Annotated in this window: 25 protein-coding genes; 14 read left to right on the top strand and 11 right to left on the bottom strand. The window is 54.1% G+C overall.

Translation table 11 applies throughout. From position 1 onward, the window contains the following. Positions 1-138 precede the first annotated feature (138 nt). Entirely contained in the window at positions 139-1,689 is a 1,551-nt protein-coding gene (locus QMG46_RS00345) for a MobA/MobL family protein (RefSeq protein ID WP_281850430.1), read from the top strand. A gap of 303 nt (positions 1,690-1,992) precedes the next feature. On the opposite strand, the gene QMG46_RS00340 is transcribed toward QMG46_RS00345, so the two are convergent. Further along, on the bottom strand, positions 1,993-2,352 hold the full coding sequence (locus tag QMG46_RS00340) for a hypothetical protein (RefSeq protein ID WP_281850429.1): 360 nt from the start codon (positions 2,350-2,352) through the stop codon (positions 1,993-1,995). Positions 2,353-2,373: 21 nt separating this feature from the next. After that, the gene (locus QMG46_RS00335; RefSeq protein WP_281850428.1) at positions 2,374-3,000 is read right to left on the bottom strand and encodes a hypothetical protein; all 627 of its coding nucleotides are present in this window, start codon (positions 2,998-3,000) and stop codon (positions 2,374-2,376) included. Between the two features lie 200 nt (positions 3,001-3,200). Between QMG46_RS00335 and QMG46_RS00330 the strand changes: the two genes are divergently transcribed. Beyond that, entirely contained in the window at positions 3,201-3,425 is a 225-nt protein-coding gene (locus QMG46_RS00330; RefSeq protein ID WP_281850427.1) for a helix-turn-helix domain-containing protein, read from the top strand. A 129-nt stretch (positions 3,426-3,554) separates the two neighbouring features. Next, on the top strand, positions 3,555-3,860 hold the full coding sequence (locus QMG46_RS00325) for a hypothetical protein (RefSeq protein ID WP_281850426.1): 306 nt from the start codon (positions 3,555-3,557) through the stop codon (positions 3,858-3,860). Between the two features lie 41 nt (positions 3,861-3,901). Here the strand turns inward: QMG46_RS00325 and QMG46_RS00320 are convergent, their stop codons facing one another. Then, a complete protein-coding gene (locus tag QMG46_RS00320) occupies positions 3,902-5,344 on the bottom strand; it encodes a site-specific integrase (protein WP_281850425.1) in 1,443 nt (480 codons plus the stop codon). A 556-nt stretch (positions 5,345-5,900) separates the two neighbouring features. On the opposite strand from QMG46_RS00320, the gene QMG46_RS00315 reads away from it, so the two are divergent. After that, positions 5,901-6,206 (top strand): hypothetical protein, encoded by a 306-nt coding sequence (locus tag QMG46_RS00315; RefSeq protein WP_281850423.1) that lies wholly within the window; start codon positions 5,901-5,903, stop codon positions 6,204-6,206. Between the two features lie 45 nt (positions 6,207-6,251). Here QMG46_RS00315 and QMG46_RS00310 read toward each other — a convergent pair whose 3' ends face one another. Further along, positions 6,252-6,719 (bottom strand): PraA/PraB family alkane oxidation protein activator, encoded by a 468-nt coding sequence (locus QMG46_RS00310; RefSeq protein WP_281850422.1) that lies wholly within the window; start codon positions 6,717-6,719, stop codon positions 6,252-6,254. 1,518 nt (positions 6,720-8,237) lie between these two features. On the opposite strand from QMG46_RS00310, the gene QMG46_RS00305 reads away from it, so the two are divergent. From QMG46_RS00305 to QMG46_RS00285, 5 genes are all read left to right on the top strand, one after another. After that, complete coding sequence (locus QMG46_RS00305) at positions 8,238-12,191, top strand: DUF6531 domain-containing protein (RefSeq protein ID WP_281850420.1); 3,954 nt, start codon at positions 8,238-8,240, stop codon at positions 12,189-12,191. 421 nt (positions 12,192-12,612) lie between these two features. Beyond that, positions 12,613-13,089: a tetratricopeptide repeat protein gene (locus QMG46_RS00300; protein ID WP_281850419.1), complete on the top strand. Its 477-nt coding sequence runs from the start codon at positions 12,613-12,615 to the stop codon at positions 13,087-13,089. Positions 13,090-13,270: 181 nt separating this feature from the next. Further along, positions 13,271-13,780 carry a hypothetical protein gene (locus tag QMG46_RS00295; RefSeq protein WP_281850418.1) on the top strand — a complete coding sequence of 170 codons (510 nt, stop codon included), beginning with the start codon at positions 13,271-13,273 and terminating at the stop codon, positions 13,778-13,780. A 177-nt stretch (positions 13,781-13,957) separates the two neighbouring features. Beyond that, positions 13,958-14,353 carry a hypothetical protein gene (locus tag QMG46_RS00290; protein ID WP_281850416.1) on the top strand — a complete coding sequence of 132 codons (396 nt, stop codon included), beginning with the start codon at positions 13,958-13,960 and terminating at the stop codon, positions 14,351-14,353. Positions 14,354-14,634: 281 nt separating this feature from the next. Next, on the top strand, positions 14,635-15,066 hold the full coding sequence (locus QMG46_RS00285; RefSeq protein WP_281850415.1) for a DUF6573 family protein: 432 nt from the start codon (positions 14,635-14,637) through the stop codon (positions 15,064-15,066). A 256-nt stretch (positions 15,067-15,322) separates the two neighbouring features. On the opposite strand, the gene QMG46_RS00280 is transcribed toward QMG46_RS00285, so the two are convergent. The 4 genes from QMG46_RS00280 to QMG46_RS00265 all read right to left on the bottom strand — a co-directional run bounded on the left by QMG46_RS00280 (position 15,323) and on the right by QMG46_RS00265 (position 18,134). Beyond that, entirely contained in the window at positions 15,323-15,700 is a 378-nt protein-coding gene (locus tag QMG46_RS00280) for a hypothetical protein (protein ID WP_281850414.1), read from the bottom strand. Between the two features lie 199 nt (positions 15,701-15,899). Further along, a complete protein-coding gene (locus QMG46_RS00275) occupies positions 15,900-16,298 on the bottom strand; it encodes an H-NS histone family protein (RefSeq protein ID WP_281850413.1) in 399 nt (132 codons plus the stop codon). Between the two features lie 48 nt (positions 16,299-16,346). Further along, positions 16,347-17,531, bottom strand: coding sequence for an AlbA family DNA-binding domain-containing protein (locus QMG46_RS00270; protein ID WP_281850412.1), 1,185 nt, complete (start codon positions 17,529-17,531; stop codon positions 16,347-16,349). A gap of 168 nt (positions 17,532-17,699) precedes the next feature. Then, complete coding sequence (locus tag QMG46_RS00265; protein WP_281850411.1) at positions 17,700-18,134, bottom strand: hypothetical protein; 435 nt, start codon at positions 18,132-18,134, stop codon at positions 17,700-17,702. A gap of 504 nt (positions 18,135-18,638) precedes the next feature. Between QMG46_RS00265 and QMG46_RS00260 the strand changes: the two genes are divergently transcribed. The 4 genes from QMG46_RS00260 (at position 18,639) to QMG46_RS00245 (ending at position 22,256) form a co-directional block, all read left to right on the top strand. Continuing rightward, on the top strand, positions 18,639-19,094 hold the full coding sequence (locus QMG46_RS00260; protein WP_281850410.1) for an ATP-dependent zinc protease family protein: 456 nt from the start codon (positions 18,639-18,641) through the stop codon (positions 19,092-19,094). Continuing rightward, positions 19,091-20,014 (top strand): 30S ribosomal protein S6--L-glutamate ligase, encoded by a 924-nt coding sequence (gene rimK, locus QMG46_RS00255; RefSeq protein WP_281850409.1) that lies wholly within the window; start codon positions 19,091-19,093, stop codon positions 20,012-20,014. The genes QMG46_RS00260 and rimK overlap by 4 nt, the downstream gene beginning before the upstream one ends. A gap of 288 nt (positions 20,015-20,302) precedes the next feature. Then, positions 20,303-20,989, top strand: a complete 687-nt coding sequence (locus QMG46_RS00250) for a response regulator transcription factor (RefSeq protein ID WP_281850407.1) — start codon at positions 20,303-20,305, stop codon at positions 20,987-20,989. Continuing rightward, positions 20,973-22,256: a sensor histidine kinase gene (locus QMG46_RS00245; RefSeq protein WP_281850406.1), complete on the top strand. Its 1,284-nt coding sequence runs from the start codon at positions 20,973-20,975 to the stop codon at positions 22,254-22,256. Before QMG46_RS00250 ends, QMG46_RS00245 begins: the two co-directional genes overlap by 17 nt. A 332-nt stretch (positions 22,257-22,588) precedes the next feature. On the opposite strand, the gene QMG46_RS00240 is transcribed toward QMG46_RS00245, so the two are convergent. Continuing rightward, positions 22,589-23,506: a branched-chain amino acid transaminase gene (locus QMG46_RS00240; protein WP_281850405.1), complete on the bottom strand. Its 918-nt coding sequence runs from the start codon at positions 23,504-23,506 to the stop codon at positions 22,589-22,591. A gap of 242 nt (positions 23,507-23,748) precedes the next feature. Between QMG46_RS00240 and QMG46_RS00235 the strand changes: the two genes are divergently transcribed. Beyond that, entirely contained in the window at positions 23,749-24,984 is a 1,236-nt protein-coding gene (locus QMG46_RS00235) for a reprolysin-like metallopeptidase (RefSeq protein WP_281850404.1), read from the top strand. 110 nt (positions 24,985-25,094) lie between these two features. On the opposite strand, the gene QMG46_RS00230 is transcribed toward QMG46_RS00235, so the two are convergent. After that, positions 25,095-25,646 carry a DUF4124 domain-containing protein gene (locus QMG46_RS00230; RefSeq protein ID WP_281850403.1) on the bottom strand — a complete coding sequence of 184 codons (552 nt, stop codon included), beginning with the start codon at positions 25,644-25,646 and terminating at the stop codon, positions 25,095-25,097. Between the two features lie 56 nt (positions 25,647-25,702). Then, positions 25,703-26,530, bottom strand: coding sequence for a methylenetetrahydrofolate reductase [NAD(P)H] (gene metF / locus QMG46_RS00225; RefSeq protein WP_281850402.1), 828 nt, complete (start codon positions 26,528-26,530; stop codon positions 25,703-25,705). Between the last annotated feature and the right edge of the window lie 52 nt (positions 26,531-26,582).

The following is a 26,582-nucleotide window of genomic DNA, read 5'->3' as shown; positions in this document are numbered from 1 at the left end:
GTAGTTACGACAAGTAACATTATGCCTCAGCAGGTTGACAATTTGAATTATTTTGTTTTGATGATCCAGTAACGCTGACGTTGCACTTGGGTCACGGATTGACCTATCAATAAATTAGTCATGTCATGGAGGACATCTATGCAAGTACACCAACACGCGCGCCCTCATATGGAAACCCATACTCGTTCTGCTGGTCATAGTGCTGTTGCTGGCGTCGCCTATCGTCTAGGTTTGAAGCTCTACGATGAACGGCAAAAGGTCTGGCACGATTTCCGAAAACGTGCCCTTGGAGAAGAAGTTGTTCGGGCTTTAACCCTTGCACCACCCGATGCTCCATTTTGGTCTACTGACCCCGCTCAACTTTGGAACAGGGTCGAAGCATCGGAGAAGCGGAAAGATTCGCAACTTGCGCGCGACTATCGCATTCCCATCCCCTTTGGACTGGATGATTCCGATGCAGGTGACCTGGCCGAAGAAATGGCACGGTTCATCGTCGAAACCTTGCATACGCCCGTGTCATTAGGTTTGCATCGTGATGCCGACCGCGATGCTTTGGGAGTACTCAAGCCCAAGGACAAGCAAGGGTTTCATGCCCATATCTATTTTCCAACCCGCCCCCTTGCCGATGTTGCTGGGGAAGACGAAGGCAAGGATGGCTCCCAAGGTTTCGGTGCAAAACTGACATTCCTGTCCAACAAGAACACCAGTGCGGCATTTGTTGAAATGCTGAACTGCAAGTGGTCTGAGTTGGCGACTGACTACGCTCGAAGGGTGGGTTCAGATCTCACTTACCAGTACAGAAGCTACAAGCGGTTGGGCTTGAAGTTGACGCCACAACCGACGTTGGGAAGGTCAGCAACAGCCATGGAGCGTCGAGGGTTGTACACGAACCGAGGCGACTCATTGCGTGAGGCCAAGAAAAGTGCCAGCGATGGAGCAAAGCCGTTTGCCACAATCGCTTTCTCTAAACGTCGAAAGGCCTACTTGGGCACCCCATCTTTCGTTCCGAGGCAGGGTTCCCTCGCGTATCGGCTAAGAGCATCGGCGCCTTCACCCAAGAATAAAGAAGAATCGGACGAGTTGGACCGATCTCTTGTCTTGATAGAGGCTTTGGATAAGGCTTTTGCGGTCTACCATGAAATACAGCAGGAGCTGGACAAGCTGTTTAAGATCATCGAGGCAGCGCGTGCTGCATCCCTTGATGCGGCGTTTCAAGCAGACCAAAGTCGTGAGCATCGTAAGCTCGCTTATGTTCGTTTGAGGCGTTGGGAAGACGAAAACCGTTGGCGTGTAAAAATTTTCGCATCGATGGGTGGGGCTCCACTTGCAAAGCATGAAGCGCTTCGTTCGAACGTCAAGCTTCACAGTGACCATGTGCAAAGCTTGAAACAAACCATTGCCACGCATGCGAGAGAGGTTGTCGATGCGGAAAACGAGGTCCATGCTTTAAAAGTGAAACAGGATGAAGCCTTCTCGGCCATCCGAACTTCAATGGCCAACCTGGATGAAGCCAAATCTTCGTTGCTTCCGAACCTGATGAGGGAACTCTCGCTCTCAGATACGGCGCTACTCAAAGAGCAATTGCCGGTGCTGTTCCAGGGAGGAGATGGGATTGAGAAGGTCTCTGAAGGAATCGCTGAGCAAGACCAAGTAGGTTTAGGTCACCGACCTTTCCAACGACCTTCTTGACCAGTGAGGGAACGCCATTGAGCAGGGTGGCTTGGCTCCGTGGCGGGATGGGAGGTGGAAGCATTGCAATCAGACAGGCACAAAAAAGGGTGCTCCACCTATGCATGGAGCACCCTCGAACTTGCTTCGTGTCACACCCAAACCTCGTCAGGCCTGGGATTTGTGGGGATACCGGTGATGGATTAAGCCCTGAATATCTGGCCTTTCTGCCCCGACTCTGATTATGACTAGATTTGTGACATTTGCGCGACCCTCTGGCCCAGCAGGATGGGTCATGCCTGACATGGCCTTGGATACGTCTGGTTAGCCCTTGGGTGTTGCACCAGCACCACCCCACCACTTGATGTACCGGCCCCTTGCGTCGAACTGCACGTAGGTCATGCTCGATTCCATGCTGTTCTTGCCAACCAACCCCCCGGCAAATGGAATGTAGGATTTCGCATCCATCCCAGACCTGCTGTAGAAGTAGGTGAGGGTGGTGCTGCCATCAGGATTCTTCGCAACACCTGTGGGTTCGCCCAGTACTTGTTCTGCTTGGGCAATGGTCGTGACACCTTGGGTAAATCCATCGATTTTTGAAGTGTCGAGTTTCGTGCCAGTCGTGGTGACACACGCAGCCACAAGACTGCTTGCCAAGATGGCAAAGAGACATTTCTTCATCATGTTCACCTGTCGTTGATGTAATCAGAAACCCAGTTTTCGGCTGACCGCCTTCATGAGACCGTTCGCCGTGACTTCATCCAGGCCGTTGGCCAGCACATACGCACGACCGTGGGACTGGGCTTCCAAAATGTAGGAATGGTCGGCAAACCATGCGGTCCGCATATCCCTCGCTTCCGCCCCCTTGGCACCCACCTGGCCAAACCCATACGCGGTGGTCTCCGTCCGATACACGGATTCACGGATAGTGAGCCGGTCAATCTGAGAGGCCATGAGCATGGTGGACTTGCCATCTCCACCAAGAGCTGGGGGAATGTTGATGGCCGAGCTAGACACGTAAAAGCGGCAAGGGCGGATGTCTTTGCGTCGTTCGCGGTGGAGAATTTTCAAACATCCCCACATACCGCCAGCCCCAATCATGGTCAGGAGCAGAGTTGCTGCATACAAACCTGCGCCGATGAGGAAGTAATCCAAGGCCAGAACAGTGAATCCGAACCCGACAGCAATGACAGCGGCATCGACCTTGAAGGTCGGGATCCGAGCTGGATGGGTTGTGATGAGAAGTTGACCGTCCGTTTGTTCCTGGACTTCATAGGAGCTGGTGGTGGTTTTGGGTTGAGCCGGGCCAGTGTGGACAGTGGCGATGTTCATTAAGCATCCCTGTTCCGTGGAGGATTAGGGATATTTCAGCATATGCGATTAACGCATATGTGAAGCTCGCATAAACGGTCTTCGCATATAGCTTTCAGATCACCTCATCAAAGAAGTGGTCATGCAAGGTGGTCCGTAAAAGCATCAATCAGCCAGGTCTACGGATTTTTGGAGAGCTCCTTCGCGACATGCGGACGGATATGAGCCTGACCCAGGAGATGCTGGCCAGAAAGCTTGGTGTAGATCAGGCGTTCGTGAGTGAGGCAGAGCGTGGCCGTCGCCGACTCGATATCGTCCAGATAGGGGATTGGTGTATTGAATGCGAGGCCGATTTCGGTGCTGCCATGGAAGAGTACTGGGCGCGTAGAAACGATCCGAAGTATCAGGTGCCAAGAGAGCCGGATGGGCGGAAAAAGCCGAAGTAATGGAGAGCATCCCGCTTCCAAACGTCCGTTTGGTTCGGGTCTTAGTCTGTGAGATTCTTCCATTGAACACTCAATGTGGGCCGGTCTGGGGCCGGACCGGAATGCAGCGTTCAATAGGGGAGTGGACGGATGGAGCTCTACAGCGAAGAGATCTTGCGTTACCTCGGCAATCTGAATTCTCATCCTGAGAAGCGTTTTCGCTCCGAGAGGGTAAAGAGAGTCAAAGCGGCTGAACATGCGTTGCTCATTGGAGCGGGCGTAGGATTTTTAGTCTTGCTGGCGATGATTCCCGTCAAACTGATGCACCCATCAGGGGCGTGGATTGTCTCTGTTGCACAGATGGCCGGTAACGTATCCATACTTTGCCTGCTGGCATACATGCTTGTGGACATCGTAAGAAGCCGTGACCACCGATCTGATGCTAGAGACATCTAGCATCAGATCCAGTGAATGTCGCCATCGGTCTCACCCGTGAGTTAAGCCACCATCTTTGTAGCTGCTGGTTTCTTTGACTTGTCTTTGGTCCGTCGCCGTCTCTTTCCGTCCCCTACCTCTTGACGTTCCTTGCGGTCCAACTTTGCTTTTTCAGCCGCTAGATACTTGCTGAAACGGCCCGGGGTGTAAGGAAGCAAGGGGATGGATGGGAATTCGATTTCCTCCATCGCTTTTTTGCACTCGGGCACGTCTGCTGGGTCGATGTAGCGTTCATCGATGACATCCTCACCGACTTTGTGGCCAAAGAGTCTTTTGATGACTCGGGGGAGGGTGCCTGCTTTCGCCGCGTATGTCCCGAAGGTATGACGAAAAACGTGTAGAGATTTCTTCTTAGATGTGATGCCACAGTGACCACGGAGAAGAAATCGGTTGAACCAGGTGCTGACATTCCCGCCTGGACCGTTGGCCCCCCACGTCAGGCCGGGAAACATGTGAACATGGCTCATATGCTTTAGCTCATCTACGTACTGAAGAAGCCCGAGCTCTATCAGTTTGGAATGGATAGGGACGTAGCGAACGGAGTTAGGAGTCTTGACGCTTTGACACTCTCTGTCGGCTGAAACATAAAAGCACCAGATCCCATTGATCTTGACGATGTCGTCGACATAGAGCTGCGACGTTTCGTTGATGCGCATCGCGGAGAATTTACAAATCAGTGGGCACCAATATTTATGAGGTTCATCCAGTAACGGGTCATGCCTGGGGTCAAAGATGGTGGCCTCGTCTGCTTCAGAGAAGGACTCTTTGGTTCGCTTCTTAACCTTGTACTGATTTTTCTTCTTGAGCTTCGTAGGGTCATTGGCAATGACGCCGGTATCAACCAGGTGATGGAAGAAGGTTCGAAGGTCAGTGAAGTACTTCGCTTGCGTCGAGACTGCGATGGCTTGGGTCTTTTCCCGCTTTGCTCGAGCCACAATGCTCTTGTAAGACATGCCCGGAAGTTTGGGGTCTTCTCTGGTTCGAGGGGGCAGGTGCGCCAGGCCATCCATGAACGCCTCAATGTCCGTCTCATCAATCTTGCCAACAGGCTTGTCGCCGACCAGGGCTTCGAAGAAATCCAACACGAAGCTGTAATAAGAATAGGTGGCATCGGTGATGGGACTTCGGCTTGCACCACTTAAGTAGAGCCGCTTGTAGTGACTGAAGAGCTTGGTCTGAGGGAGCGGATCTCGCGGGATTAAAGACTTCGCGGTCTCCAGTACCGGTTCAGGTGCGTCACTTCTTGCGAAGACCATTTGGGTGGGTGGGATGGCACAAGGCTGGCCCGTGCCGTGAAAGTTGACCCCGACCTCTATCAAGGTCTGGATGGCGGAACGGAAGTGAGCTTCATCGGCTGCGTAGATGCGATGGCCAGCAACGAGTTCAATGATGCAAGGATGGGATACGACTATATGTGGACCTTCTATATTGGATTGGATAGACATAAATACTCCGAATTACTGGTAAGTCAGGTGTAAGGCCTCCTGTGAGTCGCCATGTCTACAAGTTTAGTAAACCCTGCTTATCCAATAATCTATCTCAATTTCACATTTCGAAAGCATGCGTCAATATGCCATTGCTCTAATAAATGAATATAGAAATGCACGCATTGACAATGGTTTTAAATATGACAACCTAAATAAATCAACAAATGGAACGCGGATATGAATTACTTCTCGAAATTTCTTTCGCCAAAAATACGATTTCGATAAGGGTGGCAGAAGTCTTTAATCACTTGTATAACTAAATATATTCTACATAACTATTTGATTTTAACAATTGTTCTAATTCGGCTTGCGTCTTAATGATTAAGTACATGGACGACTTAGGGTCAAGGATGACCACCTCAAATCAGAAGAAAAATCCCCCAAGGCCAGCTCAGTTGAGCTGGTTTCTTTTTAGCAACGTCCTGTAGCCAGTTTCTAGCTTGGGGAGAGGCCAGCCCAACTCACTAGGGTTGCCAAGGCAACCAAGCCAGTGCGATTGAGATACGATGGCACCATGCTCCCCTATATCACCACCAATCCGGACCTTGGGCCCCTGTTGCTCGATGGTGCTGAGAGCCTAGTTGCGTTTCAGGAAGGAGACTTGGAGGAGGCGCGCTTTCGAGCATGGTTGGTTGCTAGGCAAGCAGAACATCTTCGCTTCCATGCCTTGAGACGGGCCGCGCAAGCATTTACTCAAAAAATCCATCCAGGGATGGTTGAAGGCCTTGCTCAAACCATCCGGCAGTTCCAGCACGAGCTGGACATCATTGTCCTTGCACACGCCGCCCATTCGTTTAAAAGAAATCTGACTGCTTGGTAAGAGAGGGGCAGTCGAGCTGCCCCCCCTTTTTCATCTAATCCGCCATCAAGGTGACACGATGAGGTAGGACGGACTGACGGTCAGCGTTCCGCCTACCGTGCACCCGCTTGTCATCGGTGAAGAAGGAATGGTGAGGGTACTAAGCGGGCTGAATATCACTGGCAAATTACCCGTGCATGTGATTGGGGTGACCGTCAGGGCGACGTTGTGAATGGTGCCTGTGGTCATTGAAGTAATCTCAATCTTCCATGGAAGTTGCGTAGCTTTAACTAGAGAGCACAGCGTTTGTCCTTGAAACTTGGCATCTGTGACCGTCGGTTGACCTGCTGAATCAGTGACCACAATGAACACGGCAGTGCACTGTATGTTGGTACCGAGCACCGTCACATTGAATGGCCCTTGGGCAACGAAAGTCGTGCTTGTTGGGATCATATGCAGTGCAAACGCACTGCCCGAAAATAACGTCGCAATGCTCACTAGAAACGACATCAAAAGACCACGTTGAATAGGCATGGTTACACCTCCCGGGTAGGATGGGTCTTAAAAATTCGATGGCTTTTCCCTTCACCCCAAGCAATGGGGTGAGCGCAGCATGCGCGCCTGGATGGGCTTAATCTGTGATGCGTGACGCGTAGTCAACGTCATTTATTGGCACGCAAAGTATAGATATCGGATGTTCTTTCGTAAACGGGTGTTTAAAGCATGTGCACTTTACTGATTTGCATATAGACCGAAATCAACGTGTCGTCTGTTGGGCGTGTGGGAGCGATGATTGACATCTCCAGGAAATCTGATTGGATAATTTCATTTAGGAATACTCCATGTCGAAATCATCCTCCCGTCGCTCCTTACCTAAGTTCCCCGATGATGTCAGAACCCGAGCTGTCGTCGGAGAGTTCGGTGTTGGTCTTTTGGAGCCGGACGAATGGCACAAACATTGGGGTTATCGCTGGGTACTGGATGTGTGCGGGGTCCAGCATCCGTGTGAGAATGAGAACGATATTTGGTGCCACTTCGAGATGTACATGATTTGGTGGTACGACAACTGCATTCAGTACGACTATCTCACCATTCGGTATCGTGAAGGTGATGATGCAGAGCGCCAGGCTCTTCGGGCGTGGACGCAGAGAAGTGGCTCGGTTAGTGAGCTTCCTTACAGCATTGAACTATCAAAGTGCTTGCCTTGGAGAGGTTTGCAGCCATGGGATGATAGTTGGTTGGCTGAAATGAGAAAGAGGCAGGGACATCCTCTGTATTTAAGCCATTACTCGGTGGAAGTGCATCTACAGGACGCGTTTGACGCGATAGATGCGGAGCGTGAGAGGGATTCACTGCGTTCTAGACTTGCAGAAAGCTCCGTTTCATCTAGAGAGGGTGGACGTCTATAGGTTGCTCTTGACCATAGCGAGACCTGGATGGGTTTTCGATGGTTCTTTTACCCAGCCAGCATGCTAGTGGTCGGATAGGAAAGAGCTCGCTCCCGTCTCAGCCTCTACAACGAGCTGGTGGCATCATCAATTTGGCCGTCTAAAGGGCTCCAGCCTTCGAGATTACTTAAGGCATATAGTGTGCCAACCTGAAATATAGGTCGTCACACAGTATCGCAAGAACCTGCTGGTTGACTCATCGCAAACTTTGCAGTTCAGTAATGCATATCAAGGAAGAATCAAGGGGAGGGCAGGATGCTTTGCTTCGCTTTCTGTCTGAAACAAGCCCGATTTCTCTCTACGTCGATGGGTGGCCTACGTGCTGCCGGTCGGCATTGCTGTGGCTAAGAGCCTCGTTCGTTGCTTCAAATGAACTTTTTTATTGGTGCCGCTTGAGTTGCCCGTCTCAATCTGTGCGTTTTGAATGAGCCAGATTTGCTTCAAGGAAAGTCTGCTGGCGCGACATCAAAGTTTGTGTCTGAAGGTAATGCAATACACCACACATGAACCGCGTGGCTCGATGTAGTCAATGTAATTCACACTTTGCGACAAGGAGAAGGACGTGTCGATTGTGACTAGGATAGGGAGAGGCGGACTGCTTCTCATGGCGTTGATGATTCAGATCATCGTGCTCTTACCAAGCATTGCTCAAGCTCAAAGTGTGCAAAATTGGGGACCACCCTATGTGAATAGCGGTTGGGTGGCTGACAGCACGGGGTACCAAACCATTCCAGATGCGGTCGCTGCGACAGTTGCAGAAGTGGCTTCTACGTGTAGCCCCACCCCATGTGCCACTCAAGTTATTTACTTTGCAGACCCGCTACACCATTCCACTGTGGTCGAAGTGCTCGGCAATCCAAGTGCGCAGTTTCCAACTGCGACCTTTATCGATGGCCACCTCCAACTCCAAGACCCACGCAAGAATGCGGGCGGGTGCGAAGTTTGCAAGGAGCACAACGGTGGGAATAGTGGCGCATCCAGTCCAAAACACAGCAGTGGTGATGCGGCGGTCGACAGCGGAGATGTCGCTGGTTCTACTCGTCTCGTTGACCCCATCAATGCCGCAACGGGAAACAAGTACCAGCAGGACACGGATTTTCGCTCCTCAAAATGGCTGACGTTCCGTCGCTTCTACAACTCTGACAATGGGGTTCCGTCCACGGCCATGGGCTCGCATTGGCGGCATTCGTTCGACCGCTCATTGCAAATTATTGGAACCAGCACCATCGTTGCGATGCGTCCCGATGGCTTTGGTGATGCATTTACCAAAAGTGGAAGCGCTTGGACCGCTGACGTCGATGTCGCCGATACCTTCACCGAACAAGATGATGGCAGTGGCAATGCAACGGGATATACCCTGTTTTTGGCCGCTTATCGTGAGACCGAGCAGTACTCGGCGGGCGGCTTGTTGCAATCGGTGACCGACTCAACGGGGGCAACGGAAACCTTTGCTTACAGTACGAGCAGCACGCCTTCATCAGTTGCCACCGTGCCTGGCTTACTGCTAACCGTTACGGACCCGACTGGCCGTGTTTTAAATCTTACTTACGATTCCAGTAAGCGTGTTCACACGGTCACTTTGCCCGATGGTGGGGTGCTGACTTATGGCTACGATAGCGTAAGCAATCTTACGTCCATCACTTTCCCCGATACCAAAGTTCTTCAGTACGTCTATAACGAATCGTCTTTGACGGGGGGCGCAAACTATCCCCATGCGATGACGGGGACGATTGATGAGAAGGGTACGCGCTTCGAGAGCACCAAGTACAACGGGTCAGCTCAAGCTTTTTCCACCAGCTTTGCTGGAGGTGTCGATACCTCGACCATCTCCTATGGATTCAATGGTCCGACCTTGACCACCCCGCTCGGGAATAGTGTCACGTTTGAATACAGCACTGAAGTCGGTCAGTATCGATTCGTGGACTACGATTTTCGTTCGGGTCCATGCGGGAATGAATGCAATCAACCTTGGGATATCCAGAGCCATGATTCGAATGGGTATGTCTCTAAGGAGACTGACCTTAATGGCAATGTGAATGCCATCACCAACAACAGCCTGGGGCTTGAAACCCAACGCATTGCGGCGCAAGGGAAGCCTGAGCAGCGCACCATCAACACGACGTGGGATAACAACCTTCGTGTGCCCCTGACACGTCAGACTCTGAATGCATCGGGCGTTACGGTGGCCCAAAGTGCGTGGGTTTACAACGCACGCGGTCAGGTGTTGGCTAGTTGCGAGATGGACCCGGCAATTCCGGCTGCTGCAAGTTATGTGTGTAGCAACGCTGGGACTGTGCCAGCTGGTGTTCGTCGTATGGTCATGACCTATTGCGATGCGATTGATACGACACAATGCCCTGTCATTGGCCTGATGCTGACCCAGGCAGGTCCGCGAACAGATGTTGACGACACCATTCATTACACGTACTACATGGATGATAATGTCCTGCATCATCATGGTGACCTCGCAACGGTCACTGAGCCATTGGAGCAGGGGCACCCTACGACTTACATTGCTTACGATGGGGCGGGGCGCGTCACCACGATGGCTGACAAAAACGGCATCATCTCGAATATGTCGTACACGCCTAGGGGATGGATTGCATCCAAAACTATCAATCCTCTTGGAGTCGATGAGGCGACAACAAGCTACACGTACACAGCTTATGGTGCGCTTGAGACTGTCACAGATCCAGATGGGGTGATGACCACTTATAGCTATGACGATGCCCACCGCCTGACCAAAATCACAGATGCCCAAGGCAACTACATCCAATACACCTTGGATGTGTCGGGCAACCGAACTGCTGAGAACATTTACACGTCGGGTGGCACAACTCCTGTTCATAGCCTCACGCGCCAATTTAACAAGCTGGGCCAGCTGGTCAAGACCATCGATGGTTTAAACCACACCGTGTTTGATGCCAGCGCAACCGGTAGCTACGACTTCAATGGCAACCTAGTGCAGTCTGTGGATGGCCTTGGCATCACTCACAAACAATCGGTCGACGCGTTCAACCGTGTTGTGAGTGATGTGAAGAATTCCAACGGCTTGGATACGGCAACCCAGAATACGACGGTTGGCAATGCGTATGATGCGCTCGACCGTCTAACGCAGGTGACCGACCCGTCCAACTTGGTGACGAATTACACCTACGATGGCCTGAGCAATCAGACGGGTTTACAAAGTCCTGATACGGGGGCTAGCAGTGATACGTTTGATGCAGCAGGCAATCGCCTGACGCATACCGATGCGAGAGGGGTGGTCAGTACCAGTACGTATGACGCGCTCAATCGCGTGCTCACGTTAAGCTTTGCCGACGCGACGCTCAATGTGGCATATCACTACGATGAAGGAAATGGCGTTACAGGTTGCAGCAACATCACGACGAGCTCGATTGGCCGTGTGTCGAGGGTGGTGGAAAACAATGTGACCACCACCTATTGCTATGACGACCGAGGCAATGTCATACAGAAGCGTCAAGTGCAGGGTGCGCAGACAGACACCACTACCTATGCGTACACGCTTGCCGACCGACTCAGTCAAATAACCTACCCAAGTGGGACGGTTGTTCAATACGCCCGCAATACACTGGGCCAAATCACCTCTGTAACGACTACGCCTTCGGGTGGTACGGCTCAGACGGTGGTCAGTAATGTGACCTATCTTCCCTTTGGCCCGGTGTCCAGTTACACCCTAGGCAATGGTCAAGTAGTCGGTCGAAATTACGATGCCAACTATCAGTTGATGGACCTGACCAGTCCTAACTTCAATCTTCATTTCACTCGCGACGTGATGGGTGATATCGCTAGTCTTGACAATGCATCAGGGGTGCCTACCCCGATTGAAACCTACACCTATGACCCGCTCTATCGGTTGACGGGTGTGTTGGATAGCCAGGGCAATGCGGTTGAGACTTACACGTACAACAAAACGGGTGACCGTCTAAGCAAAGCCAGTACGGGTGGATTGGCAACTGGAACCTATGGTTACCAGTCAGGTACCCATTGGCTGACCAGCATTGGAACTGCTGCCAGGTCGTATGACTTGAATGGCAACACCACTGGCAATGCGACCGGTGGGCAGGCGTTTGGGTTTGGCTATGATGGCCGCAACCGTTTGACGGTGGCCCAAGCAAACAATGTAACGGTGGGAGCCTACACCTACAATGTGCTCGGGGAGCGTGTTGCTAAGGTAACGACTTCACCCGGGCCAATGAGCGTTTTGCCTATGACGAAGACAACCGGATCTTGGGCGAGTACGGTTCATCCAATCGTGACTACATTTGGATGGGAGAGTTACCAATTGCGGCGGTGGATGGTTCGGGGTCAACCGCATCCGTCAATTTCGTGGTTGCAGATGGCATGGGGACGCCGAGGTCTATTGCCAATTCGTCTGGTACTCAGATATGGAGCTGGCAGTATCAAAGCAATCCGTTTGGCGAAAAGCAGCCTACAAGCACAGCCGGTTACACATTCAATCCGAGGTTCTCAGGACAATATTTCGATACGGAACGTAATGTTGTATACAACGTCAACCGCGACTATGACTCACTGACTGGTCGCTATTTACAGAGCGACCCGGCTGGGTTGGGTGCGGGACCCAGCACTTTCGCTTATGCCAACGGAAACTCTCTTTCTTTCATCGATCCGCTTGGATTGTGCGGTGAGGAAGGTCCGGTCGGAGGCGAAAAGTCTGGGAAGAAAGAAGAAGAGGGTCGGTACGAAATCTGCAATAAAACCCAGCAAGAAGATGGGTCGTGGATGGGTAACAAATTCCGCATGTGGGCGTGTAAGAAATCCATTGATAGGGCTTGCAGCGCCTCACACGACGTTGATGATTGCTGTAGGGCCGATTTTCGCGGATGCTCTGGTGGTAAAACTCCTGGGGAGCCACCGGATACACCAGAGCAAGGTATGAAGATGGGCAAGTGTATGGTCAAATATGTCCAATGCATGCAGGGAAAGGGAGGCGGTGAATGAAATCTTTCATTACACATACGTCGATTTTTTTGCTGGGCGGGATAGTGGGTGCGTTGTGCGTTCTTTCTGTTGCAAAGAAGACAAGCATCGTCTGGCAGGATAATTTAAAAACGCGCATTGCTTACAACCTCCAGCAGGATGGGGCCAGAGCAGCCAGCGAGAAAGATTGGGCGAGCGTACAACATGCATTCCAGGCATCTCAGTCGGTGCAAGGAGGGGCTTCGGCGCATGAATGGGACTTTTCTCTGCCTCTGTTTGGTTGGAGCATCAGTGGCCTCGTGAAAGATGCTGACCAAACCTTTTGGCTCAGTGACAATGCTGTGATGGCATATGCGTTGGAGCAGCAAGGCAAGAGCGATGAAGCCAATGCCATCTACAAGAAGTTGACGGACAAGTATCCCGGCAAGGACAAGGATTACTTCAACCAAGTCGCAACCCAGTCATTGGGCGCATTGAGCAGCGCCTCGAAGTGAACGATGTCCTACAAAGCTAAAGTGCTCTAACGCATCGTAAGCACTGCAAGGACGTTTTAAAAGAGGCCCGCTCACGGAGTGGGCCTCTTTTTACCAAAAGAAGCACTCTTCAATCAGCTTGTCCAAGTCGATCCAATAAAGGTATCAGCAAGTAACTTTGGAAGGGGGATGAGGGCGACGTATGAATGGAACGACCACCACTGTTTTTAAGTTCAAAGGAGAGGTGCCTGCGTTGGTTGTTGTCGTCGGCATGGTGATGTTGTGCGTGTCGCTCGCGATCCTCATCGCTATCCAAGAACGGTCAGTTGGAGGTGTTCTGTTTTGTCTTGGTTTGGCGCTTTTTTTTGTACTCCTTGGGAGAGTCTTTCTGTACGCGAAGCTCGATGTTCAGCTGGATAATGAGTCCATCTCAAGAATTCTTCTAGGAAGGAAGGTTCAAGTTATTCGATGGGAAGATGTTGAGCGAGTAGTCGTTTTTCCAGTCTACGTTGCTGGTGTGAAGGATAAGATAGACGGATACAACATCAACGCGAAGACATCGAATGATTCGCGCACACGGAAGATCTACTTCAACAATCAGAAGAATGACCTAACGGACCTGCTTGCAGTTTTGAACGTCTACATCGAGCGAAACCAAATCAGGGTTGAGCGTGTCTCTGGCGGTGTCACCACTGTGTGTAAGTCTGTGTAGGTTAGATGGGTGCCATATCGGAGCCGTCGTAAATCCTTGAGCTATGGCAGGAAGGTGATGGCGTGAAAGCATGGATGGCGGCCGTTGATGAGCTACGTGGCCGAATTAGGATTTGATCTGAGGCGTAGGCCAAAACTTATGGCCTAGATTTTTCAAATGTCTTTGGATGTGTGAAGCATGCTTTCAACGATTCTGATATTGATCTTGTCTTCGGTCATTGCCACTGTGCAAGTGCCGGAGGCAGCCAGCAACGGTCGAGCTGATTTAATTCCGTTCTCGATGGAAACTTACAATCCGGTAAAGAAGTCAGACTTTGTGGATGGCTCCACGCAAACGTGTACTGTCACAAAAGCTGGGTCTTTGGCTGATCTATTGAGACGGTCGCACGAGACAGACAAGACGTTCGACGACCTTCGAGTTAGGGGTTTCCTCCTTGAGTCTGGTGAACCAATCTTTGTAGATGCGAAAGGCGTTTTTGAGTACAAGTCAAAACGTTACGTCGTGTCTGAGAAAGATTTCCGCGAAGTGAAGAAAGAGCATTTCGCTTGTAACGATGACGCGCAGCACAAGTAAGTTGTTGCCTGTTTGCAGCAATGGGTTTCACCATCGAGCGACACCCAGCAACTAAAAGGAGGCCCGCTTTCGAGCGGGCTTCTTTTTGCCTAAAAGCGGCCTTCCATTCGGCTTGTCCGGTCAAGAGTCGTTCGGAACCCGAGTCGGTCGCTTCGCTCTATCCCGCACCAGTTCCTCTCTTCCTCTCTTGACCGCGCCTCATTGCAGGCAGTGGGTTTGCCATCGGCAGCAGTTTCCACCTGCTGCCCGTCTCGGGCCAGCAATGACCAAGAGAGAAAGCGATGAGCGACCATGACGCACTTTTTACCAACGCAGATCTGATTTACGCCTATACCCGCTCCGATGCCTTGATGGATGGGGTGCTGATTGCACTACCCAATGCGGAGTCTTGGGGTTTCAAAGTCCCTGTAGCCATCACCGCAAGCGCCTATGCCGAGTGCATTGCATGGAATGCCCCAGATCCAAAGCTTGAAAGCATTCTTCGCGTTCGGGAAGACATGGTGTTGTTGGCAGCTATCAATGAAGCCAAGGCCCATCGCAAGCGTCAGTTGAAGGGATCCGTTGAGCGTCCTGACCGAGTCGATTTCGAAGTTGAAACCGTTGTGCTGCCTGATGGCATTGCAGACGTTTGCAAGGTCAACCTGTACATGGTCATCGGGCCAGGTGATGCAGGCGAACCGGTTGGGACCATCATGCTGATTGGGGAGGATTGATCCATACGAGCCGGGCCAAGGAAGGCTTGGCTGATTTGCCGCTTCCGTTTAATTCCATCTCTAATTCAGCAACGGTAGGTAACCGCATTCCGCCCATGTGTCATATTCAGGTTTTATCTGACCATTGACTTTTGAAAATTTTTATTTATATAAAGATAAACTTCTGATGGAAATAAAATGCGGACGCACTGGTTTTTAAAGTATCACCTCATCATCATTCACGTATTGAACCTGATTGTATACGGCTGGCTTGTTTTTAGGTACTCGCTTTAATGAGCCATGTGGCTGGCTCTATCAGAAGGGTTAGCCAGAGCAGGGCCCTGTTGATCCATTTCCATCGTTTATCTAGTTGATTTTTAAATAGAAATAATATTTCGAGAAGCGCCACTGCTAGCGCTAGCGTCCACAATGTAACGCCAACTTCCAGATGTTTGTTGTGAAACATCGATAACGCAGATACAAGAACGATAAAAAAACCGTTTACGATGATGGCCTCGTCTCGCTCACTATTAAAGTATTTCTGATTTATCGAGCTTCCCAACGTCGGGTCTGCACTTTGTACAGTCGAAAGAATACCAAGGAGATACAAGGGAATAAAGATGGCGAGTTGTACGATGAAATTCTTGATTTCCATATCACTTCTCCGGACTGAATCAATGATTTTCTGCCAAGGCGATTCTAAGCGCAAGATATCCTTGATTGGTTCTAAAATATCGATTTTTAATGGTCATTCGAGATGGGTCAGTCCCCCATAGATCGATACTGGATTCTCCCTGGGTGGTCGTCCATGACCACTTGGACCCTTCGGGTCTGGCTATCCGGAAAAGAGGAGGTTAAGCCCTAACTTTCTTCCGGGTGGCCTTCTTCGCAGTCCGCTTGACTGAGGCACCCTTAATCAAAAATTGCTCAATCGAAGAGCCACGCTTCTTCAGGGCGGCAGCTAACCACAGGGGTTGTCGGCCACGGCCTGACCAGGTTTGACTGGGATCGCTAGGATTGCGGTATTTCGGAGCAACAGAGGAACCCTTGCTGCCTTTTGCAGCGTTGCCGCGACCCTTTCCCCGAGCGGGATAGACGTCATCGATGGACAGGTCGGACTTGCTGAGCAGGTCGTCAATCTTAGCTCGGATATCTTGAATCTGACTTGCCTTCGCGTGGTGAATTTGGGAGCTGGCGTTCTCAATCAGGGCCTGAAGTTGAGTCGGGGAGAGGGATTTGAGGTCGATTGCCATAGGAGATCCTTGTAATGAATTAGTTTTGGGGAGGAACTAGTCGTAGGCTCAGGATTTGCCAGAAGGTGGAGTCATAGTCACCGTTGGAACTCCAAAAGTCGCATGTTGGTTGTCATAGGTGTCGATGTGGTCTTCTGTAATTGTGATTTCGTTGCGTGAGATTTTTACGGGTACCGATATCTCCATCGGAGTACGGAGCTGGTCGGAAAACACGCAAATGTGGAGGCTCTCTAGTGAGACTTGAGGGCAGACCAAGTAGAGGGCTTCGGATCGAGCTGTTTGGCCAGCCTGAAGCTTGCCTATCAAGAATTCAGCCAACTCGTGATCCTTCCTTGACTCAATTTTCAATGGGCGATTCTTGAGCACCATTGGACCCTGGATAGCTCTAATTTGAGCCGCGAGCGAGCTGCTTTGTGGTCTGTCTCGAAAATCATCAGTACCCTTCAGCCCAAACCCTTGAGATGATTGAGCATGCAACTGAATTCGGACATCATCTGCAAACGTGTCGCCAGAATTATGTATTTCGATGTAAAAGCCTATTCGGCCGTATCGTTCTCGGAGATAGACGGCCATCTCTCGATAGTAATTGCTATTGGATCCTGGGCTAAGGTACGCGAGCGTAGATGGATTTTTGCCATGATAGTCGCGAAGAGGAGAGCTTCTATTTACCAAGAACTCCGTATAATTGAAGAGTATTTGATCGAATATTGTCTCTTCACGCCCTGTGCTAATAAGTCGTAATCGTAGTTTAGGGGCGGAAGAACTTGATGCGGAACGCCCCATCTTCGCGATTTCATCTGGATCAGCTTCAACCGTAGATGAGCCTCTGCGAACGTAGACCGTATTCGCTTTCAATTTCCCATACTGCTTTCCAAGGTAAAATGGACGCTCTTGTACATGGATGGTAAAGAGGCCTATCCTCTTTCCTTTGAAATCGACCACGTCGTATGAGAAGCGTACCGGCTTGTTTGCCTTTGCATTGACGAATTGCTGGACGCTTGCTTCATCAATGTCAGTGTCTAGACCATCGATCTCCTTAGTGCCATCTCTGATGCCAATGACGATGTGAGCTGGACTATCACGCCAAGAATTCGCGAATGCCAGGATATCTTTAAGGAGTTCTGATTTCTCCTCTTCTGTCGCACTCGCAAATTTATACTGTCTAAGTTTGAAGTCCAGCGCATCGCCCTCGCTGCTGTATAGCAGTCGTTCGATGAGTTGTTCGTTGCTCATGGATGTGGGCGGCTCTTCGGGGTGTGATTCGGTGTCTTCGAGATTGCGTTGATTTTGATTGTTACGCTTTTTTTGTGCAATTTCATCTCGCGGAGATCATAACCTCGGCCGATTGGCTTCCGTAAAAAGGAAGCCCCGCTTGGGAGGGGCTTCTTAAATAAGCGAGTCTTACCAAAGAACGCGACTAGTTCTGCGGAGTTTGAAACGATCCACCTGCGCGATGTTGAAGTAGGCACAAGCTACACCCGCGATGGGCAGGGCCAGCAGGCCACCTATGAGTCGCTTCCAATCCGCACCGTCACCGGCTACTGCGGCAAAGAAAAAGATGATGGAGAGAGTTGCGGCAATGAAGGATGCGACGTAGCCCCATGCGGTAAAGAATACATCAAATGTTTTTTTAACATTGGGATAGTCAGGCCACTGTGCGACTTCCTCACGAACATTGCGATGCGCCTTTTGAAGCAGCAGACCAACCCTGGTCCAAGTGCGCTTGGGAAAGCAGTCCGTCAGCGTCTTCAAGCTGTTGAGGAATTTCGTCAACCGGTTGACGAGTGCAGTAAGAATCGCGAGCAGTGCGATGACGTCAGCAATGTTTATGTTCATGGCGAGCCTTCTTGTTTGGGTGGATAGCGCAAACACAGTCTGCCCAACCTGGGGGCCTGCGCAGGTCGGAAAGGGCGGCATCTGTAGGGGCTGTTTCAGCGAGCTAGACGGCGGTCTCCTTTTGCGAGGTGCATCACGCTTGACCGTGCTTCCCGTTTGCCAAGGAACCTCCCCCGTTCGAACCCACAATGGATAGGCATTGGACGAGGAGATCGTCTTCGCTAGATGCGATGGGTGTTCTGAAGCGGCGTTTATCTTTTATTTATCTATCGGAGTGTGGTCACTGTGATTGGTCGAAACTTGCCATCTGCCCTGAGCCCAATGATGGTTCCGATAGCGTTTGTCTCTCGACCAATGCTAAGCTTTCTGGGTATCGTTTTTTGTACCGTTTTTTTAGGCCCCCTGACGGGATACATCAACGCCAGCAAGGGCTTAGGGTGAAAGGTTTGTTCCCTTCACCCGCTCCATACCTACGCTCAACAACCTTTCCCCGAACCTGCACCGATGACACCGGACGTAATCACACTCGGCTGGCGGGAGCGGCTTGCGTTGCCGGAGCTCGGCATCGCCTCCCTCAAAGTCAAACTCGATACCGGCGCGCGCAGCAGCTCGCTGCATGTCGACGCACTGGAAAGTTTCGAGCGCGACGGTGAGACCTGGCTGCGCTTTGTCGTCGGCACGGGACCGCGCCAGCGCATTGCCGTGCCCTGCGAGGCGCGGGCGCACGACCGTCGTCGTGTCAAAGACACCGGGGGCAGGCATACGGAGCGTTGGTTTATCCGCAGCGAGGTCATGCTGGCGGGTCAGCGTTTCAGCGTCGACATCAATCTGACCGATCGACGCCATATGCTTTTCCCCATGTTGCTTGGACGTACCGCCCTGCTGGGTCGCTTCGCTGTCGATCCGGCGCTTTCCTATACCCAACCGCGGCCGGTGCCGGCGGTGGTGGAGGCTTCATGAAAATTGCCATCCTCTCCCGCAATGCGCGGCTTTATTCGACCCAGCGACTGGTCGAGGTGGCGCGCGAGCGAGGCCATGTCGTGCGGGTGCTCGACCCGTTGCGTTGCTACGTGCGCATCGCGCCGGGCGATGTGGCGATTCGTTACAAGGGCAAGGCGCTGCGCGATATCGATGCGGTCATTCCGCGCATCGGCACGTCGAGCACGTTCTATGGCACGGCTGTCCTACGCCAGCTGGAAATGATGGGCGTGTACACGCCCAACCCTTCCGATGCAGTACTGCGTGCGCGCGACAAGCTGCGCTGTCTGCAGATTCTGTCTGCGCAGGGTCTGGACATGCCGGTCACCGTATTCGGCGACAACCCCGACGACACCGCCGACGTGCTGGCCATGCTGGGCGAGCCGCCGCACGTGATCAAGCTCAATGAAGGCAGCCAGGGCACCGGCGTGGTGCTGGCCGAAAAGCGCAGCGCATCGCAAAGCGTGATCGAGGCCTTCCGTGGTCTGTACGCCAACTTCCTGGTGCAGGAGTTCATTGGCGAGGCCAAGGGTTGCGACCTGCGTTGTTTCGTCGTCGGTCGCAAGGTGGTCGCCGCCATGCAGCGCGTCGCCAGTCCGGGTGAATTCCGCGCCAACCTGCATCGTGGCGGCACGGCCGTTGCTGCGGTGCTGACGGCCGAGGAGAAGCGCATCGCGGTGAAGGCCGCCGCGGCGCTGGGGCTGGAAATCGCCGGCGTCGACCTGCTGCGTTCGAACCGTGGCGCGCTGATCCTTGAGGTGAATGCCTCGCCGGGTCTGGAGGGCATCGAGGCGGCTACCGGCGTGAACGTCTCGCAGCACATCATTCAGCTTCTGGAACAGCATGCCCAGGCCAAGCGCCCGGTAGCCAAGGCGGTTAACGGCCCGGTTAGTGCCAATTAACTGCCTTGTAACCAACTGGGGCCTATAAAGAACCCACTGTTTATTTGCTCGTGCTCGGCACTTCCTATCGTGTTGGTCCGGCGACAGCAGATGACGGTATCGGGGCAGTAGCTTGGGCCCAGGTGAGTCGGCTCTCATGTCGACGCATCTGGGCCTTTTCTTTGGGTGGAGCGCGGCTGTATGAACGCCGTAACGCCACGTATGCCCCATTCCCCGTTCCCCGTTCCCCGATTTGTTAAGCTTGCTGCCATCGGCCGGGACTTGCCCGGCTGCGTAGCGGAGTGACGCATGCGCGTACTGATCATCGAAGACAATAGCGATATCGCGACCAATATCGGGGACTACCTCGAAGATCGCGGCCATACGGTGGATTTCGCCGGTGATGGCGTCACCGGGCTGCATCTGGCCGTGGTGCACGATTTTGACGTGATTGTGCTCGACCTGACCCTGCCGGGCATGGACGGCCTGGACGTGGCCCGCAAACTGCGCCACGAAGCGCATAAGCAGACCCCGGTGCTGATGCTTACCGCGCGCGATGCGCTGGAGCAGAAGCTGACCGGTTTCGAATCCGGTGCCGACGACTACATGACCAAGCCGTTCGCGTTGCAGGAGCTGTCCGCGCGCCTGGAGGTGCTGGCGCGTCGCGGCAAGGGTCCGCAAAGTCGCGTGCTCAAGGTCGGCGACCTGACCTACAACCTCGACACCCTCACCGTCACGCGTGAAGGCAAGTCGATCCAGCTCAACCCGATCGGCCTGAAACTGCTGCAGGCGTTGATGGAAGCCAGCCCCTCGGTGGTTACCCGCCAGGATCTGGAACAGCGCGTCTGGGGCGAAGAGCTTCCCGACAGCGATTCGTTGCGCGTGCATATCCATGGATTGCGCGCCGCGATCGACAAGCCGTTCGACAAGCCGCTGATCCACACGCGGCACGGCATCGGGTATCGGATGGTCGAGCCGGATGCAGTCCAGGCGTAAGCTTCGTTTTCGACTCATATTGAGCTTCGCGCTGTTCGGCTTCGGCCTCAGCGCGTTGTTTGCTTTGGCGTCTCTGGACATCCGTACGCGGGTGGAAGATCAGCTGATCACCACAAGCCTGCAAGAGGAAGTCGATCACCTTAATCAGCAGGTCGTCGATCATCCGGATCGTGCGCCTTCATTCAACATAGTGAAGGCGTATTCGTGGAGCGATCGCACGATCTACAAGGCGCCTTTGTCCTGGCAAACCCTCGATACGGGTGTACATGACATCTATGAGCCGGGCCCGGACGGTCGCCTGCATCATTACAAGCTGGCGGTGCGACGCAAGGACGGCGTCATCAATTTCATTCAGTACGACGTTTCTCGCGATGAGCTGGGCAAGCAGCAGCTGATCATCAGTGTTGTCGGTGCGGTTTTCCTGTTTGGTCTGCTTTCGTTGGCATTGGGCCTGTGGCTTTCGCGCAAGGTACTGAAGCCGGTGACCGAACTCGCACGCCGTCTGCGCGACTTTCGCAAGAACGGCAAGGCCGAGCCGCTGGCACCGCATTTTGCCGACGACGAAGTGGGTGAGCTGGCACTGGCGCTGGATGAATACGCTAATCGCCTTACCGCAATGGTCGAGCGCGACCGCGAATTCAATTCAGACGTCAGCCATGAATTGCGCACACCCTTGGCGGTCATCGCCAGTACTACCGAATTGCTGCAGGGCTCACCCGATCTGACCGACAAGTTGCGCGAGCGCCTGAAGCGCATCGAGCGTGCGTCGCGTCAGGCGACCGAGCTGATCGAAGCCCTGTTGCTGCTTTCGCGCGCCGAGCGCCGCGGGCCGACGCGTGGTGAGACCACCGAAGTGGCCAAGGTCGCTTCGGACGTGATCGAAAGCCAACGACCGCAGATGCGCGACAAGCCGCTGACCATCGACCTGGTCGAGCGCGGTACGGTTAGCGTGAATGCACCGGCATCCGTACTTTCGGTGGCGCTGACCAACCTGATCGGCAATGCGATCAAGTACACGCTGGAAGGTTCGGTGCGTGTGGAAGTAGGCGACAACAAGATCGAAGTGATCGATACCGGTCCGGGCATCAAGCCCGAAGATGCGGAACGTCTGTTCCAGCGTGGTGTGCGCGGCGAAGGTGCCGGCGGCAGCGGTGCAGGTCTTGGCCTGGCCATCGTGCGTCGCTTGTGCGAACTCTATGGCTGGGATGTTTCGATGCGTCCGCGTAGCGACGCGAATGGCGCGATCGCGAGCATCGTGTTTCGCTAGTTCGATGCTCGGAAATCTTTGTAGGAGCGACTTTAGTCGCGACAGGCCGTGACGTAACCGTGGGTCGCGACTGAAGGGAACCTCGAATAACCGCTACTTTTCCTGTCGTCATCCCGGCGTAGGCCGGGATCTAGTGGCTTCGGTTGTCGATTTTCGCGAGCGTATTTATGGCTTTCGCGAGAACCCAATGCTGGTGCCACTGGATGACCAGCTTCGCTGTTGAAAAGCGCTTCCGGCCTGCGTCGGAATGACGACTAGGAGGTTATTCGAGCTTTCCTGAAGTCGCTCCTGCAAAGTCGGCGGATTGTCGCCAACCCGTCGACCTCCGCAACTTACAACGGCTCCAGCCAACCCCACTGGTCGCTGGTCTTGCCGCTGAACAAACCAAAGAACAGCTCCTGCAAACGGCGCGTCACGCGGCCGGCCTTGCCGCTGCCGATCTGCTTGCCATCGACCGAGCGGATCGGGGTGATTTCCGCCGCCGTGCCGCACATCAGCAATTCATCGCACAAGTACAGATATTCGCGCGGGATATCACGCTCGACGACTTCAATGCCATCTTCGCGGGCGAGCGTCTTCAAGGTGTCGCGCGTAATGCCGGCAAGAATCGATGCGCTGGCCGGCGTGGTGTGGAGCACGCCATCGAATACCAGGAACAGGTTCTCGCCCGCACCTTCGCTCAACAGGCCGCTCGAGGCCAGGGCGATGCCCTCGCCAAAGCCGAGGCGGCGTGCTTCGCGGGCGATCAGTTGCCCGGAAAGGTAATTGCCGCCGGCCTTGGCGCCGGCCGGAATGGTATTGGGCGCAAAACGCTGCCAGCTGGACACGCAGGCGTCGATACCTGATTCCAGTGCCTCCGGCCCGAGATAGGGGCCCATCGGCCAGGCCGCCACGGCCACGTCGATCGGGGTTTCGGCCGAAAGGCCGAAGCCCCCCAGGCCTCGGTAGGCCACCGGCCGCAGGTAGGCGGCGTTCAGGCCGTTCTTGCGGACCACGTCGCGACAGGCGGCGGCCAGTTCGTCCTGGCTGTACGGGAGCGCCATGTCATAGATCTTGGCCGACTGGTACAGGCGCTTGAGATGGTCGGTCAGGCGGAAAATCGCCGCGCCGTCGGGCGTCGCATAGCTGCGAATGCCTTCAAATACCGAGGAGCCGTAATGCAGCGCGTGCGCCATTACGTGGGTAGTGGCTTCCTGCCACGGCTTGATCGAGCCGTTCTGCCAGATCCATTCCGGGTACTGCTGCGCCATGAGGGATTCTCCAAAAAAACCGCGACATGATAACCGGTGCAGGAGCGGCAAATGTTCAGGAGGCGGTTAGAGCATGAGGTAGAGCAGGTAGTTCGGGGCGTAGAGCGGGCTTCGGCGGCATCCCACTCCAGGAAAGCAATGGCCCCGGCATATTTTTCTCCCGGCAAACCCAAAGCTTATTCCCGCGCCCACGGAAGGGCGTCGCCGCTGGGATGCGGCGCAACTTTGTAAGGAGAACCATCATGAATCGACGCATTCTGCCGTGTGTACTTTCGGTGCTTCTGGGGGTGCCGTGTCTTGCGATGGCTGCCGCCCCGTCGCTGCTTTCGCCGCAACCGGCGATGATGCTTGCCACGTCTGCGGACATCAGCCTCGCCGGGATAAGCCAGAACCCCGCCAATACCGTCCTGAGCCAAGTCAGAGCCAACACAGCGGAACTCTTCGCCGAGACCCCGGCCATTTCGTTGTCGCTGGAACCGGGCGTGGAACTCACCTTCGACCTTGCTGAGGCGGAGAGTTTCGCGGACGGCTCGCTTGTCTGGCAGGGCAAGTTGAATGCCGGCGCTTCCTGGTCCGATGCACCCGCTGGCACGGATGACTACGCCCTGCTGGTGCGCAACGGCAGCATGCTGACCGGCGACATCCGCCATGGCGGTAAGGTATACGAGATCCGTCCGCTGCATTCAGGGGGGCATGTGCTCTACCTGCAAGACCCGTCGATGTTGCCCATGCATGACGAAGACGATCTACGCCTTATGGAAAGCTCGCTCCCGGCAGATCAGGGCGCGCCGGCACCACGCGTAGCTGCAGAGGCTGTCGCCGATGTATTGATATTGTTTGCCCAGCGCGCCGCGGCCCAGTATCGGGATCAGTTGGGTCTCGCTCGCATGTTGATCGCGCAGATGAACATGGGTTTCAAGAACAGTGAAATCGAAGGTGGCGTGCGTCTGGCAAACGACACGCCATTCACGATCTCGTATACCGAATCGGGCAATCAGGGCACGGATCTGAATCGCCTGAGCAACGCGCGCGATGGTTGGATAGATTTCGTGCATCAGATGCGCGACAACTACAAGGCCGACCTCGTCACGCTGTTGATTCACGATCCTATAGGCGCAAGCCGGAGCTGCGGCGTAGCGTGGATCAACGCGACCCGAGAGCAGGCATTCTCGGTGACCCAGGCCTCGTGCACAGGCAACTACACCTTCACGCATGAGATCGGTCACAACTACGGGGCTGCCCATGAGCGAGCGCAAGGTGCGGGGCCTTATACCTACGGACATGGCTATCGGCATCCCCGAGGTGATTGGGGTACGGTGATGGCCTACCCGTGTAACTTCGGGCGTCGCTGTCCGCCGCTGCTGCGCTGGTCGAGCCCGTTGCTGACCTATCAGGGCGCAGTGACCGGCACCGCTCGCACCGAGGACAACCGTCGCGTGGTCAACCAGCGCAAGGAAGTCATGGCGGGATACCGCTAGGTTCTGTGCAATACGCTGATAAGGGGGCGCACTTAGTGCGCCCCCTTTTATTGCTCAGCTTCTGCAAACAAGCTGGCGAAGACGTTGATGCATGGCGTTGCCGAAAGGACTCATGGCTTCAGCCATAGGCAGCCGGATCGGCGCGTTATCGCGAAATGCGTTTCGTGCGTCGTGCCACTCCCGTCGTTCGAAGCCGTTCGTACGACCAGATCATCCTCGTTACGAGGCGAGGGTGCGGCCTCGCTGCCTGCGTTGGCCGGTGCATCTTCATCGACGCCACCGATACCAATCAGAGGGCGTTTCATCAGCTGGCCTAGGTCCTGTATCTGCGTTACCGCCGACTGCTTGCCATAACCGCTCCAGAGCATGAGTGCAGCCAGGCGATTAGGATCCCGGGCGGCAAACGCGTCGGTCACGCTCTGGCGCAACGCTTCCATGGTGGCTGCGCACAGTACGGGGGGCGGTCCTGGCGGGCTGCTGGCGACACTGCTGCCTGCCGCGGGCGCCTGAGCGTTGACCGTAGGCGTTGCATTCACGGCGGCGCAAGGCTGGTCGGTAAAGACCGGGTGGCCGTCGCTGCTCATGCAGTGGTGGATGACGTCCTGCGCATGCAGCGGGACACCGATAATCAGCAGCAACAGCAGGCAGAGCGACTTGGGCATTCAAACAGCATAGCCGCTCGGCGGGAATCACATCGTGATGGACGCCCGGGTGGCCGTTACAGGCTCAGGCGATCCAAGACGGCCTGGGTGGCCTTGGCTCGATTGAGCGTATAGAAATGCAGGCCAGGTACGCCGCCGTCGATCAATCGTTGGCATAGCTGCGCGACGACATCGGCGCCTAGTTCGCGCACAGATTCCGCGTCATCGCCGTGTGCCTGCATGCGCTTGACGATCCAGCGCGGAATTTCCGCGCCGCAAGCTTCTGAAAAGCGCCGCAGCTGAGTGAAATTGGAGATCGGCATGATGCCTGGCACGATGGGCACGTTAACGCCCAGCCGTTGCACGTCATCGACAAAGCGGAAATAAGCGTCCACGTTGAAGAAGTACTGCGTGATGGCGCCATTGGCGCCGGCATCCACCTTGGCCTTGAAGTGGCGTAGATCGGCCAGGGCGTCATCAGCTTGGGGATGGGTTTCCGGATAAGCCGCCACTTCGATATGAAAGTGGTCGCCGCTGTGCTGGCGAATAAAGCGTACGAGCTCGGCGGCATAACGAAAATCACCCGGTGTGGCCATGCCCGAGGGAAGGTCGCCGCGCAACGCCACGATACGGCGGCAGCCTTGCTGACGGTAGACGTCGAGCAGTTCGGCGATCTCGGCTTTCGATCCACCCATGCAGCTCAGATGAGGAGCTACCGTCAGGCTGTGTCGTTCACGCAGCTGGCGCACTGTCTCGCCGGTGTAGCTCAACGTTGACCCGCCCGCACCGAAAGTCACGGAAACATATTCCGGAGTTCGACTCTTGAGCTTTTGCGCCGCGGTATGCAGTTGATCGCGCTGTTCGTCGGTTTTGGGCGGGAAGAATTCGAAGCTGATCGCCGTCATGAGCGAGGTCCTGGAAGCCGATGACCTAGGGTACATATCTTTTCATTGAGAT

It is taken from the genome of Dyella sp. GSA-30 (assembly GCF_027924605.1).
GTDB lineage: Bacteria > Pseudomonadota > Gammaproteobacteria > Xanthomonadales > Rhodanobacteraceae > GSA-30.
The sequence above is the reverse complement of the archived record's forward strand: the minus strand, read 5'-3'. Positions and strand labels throughout refer to the sequence as shown.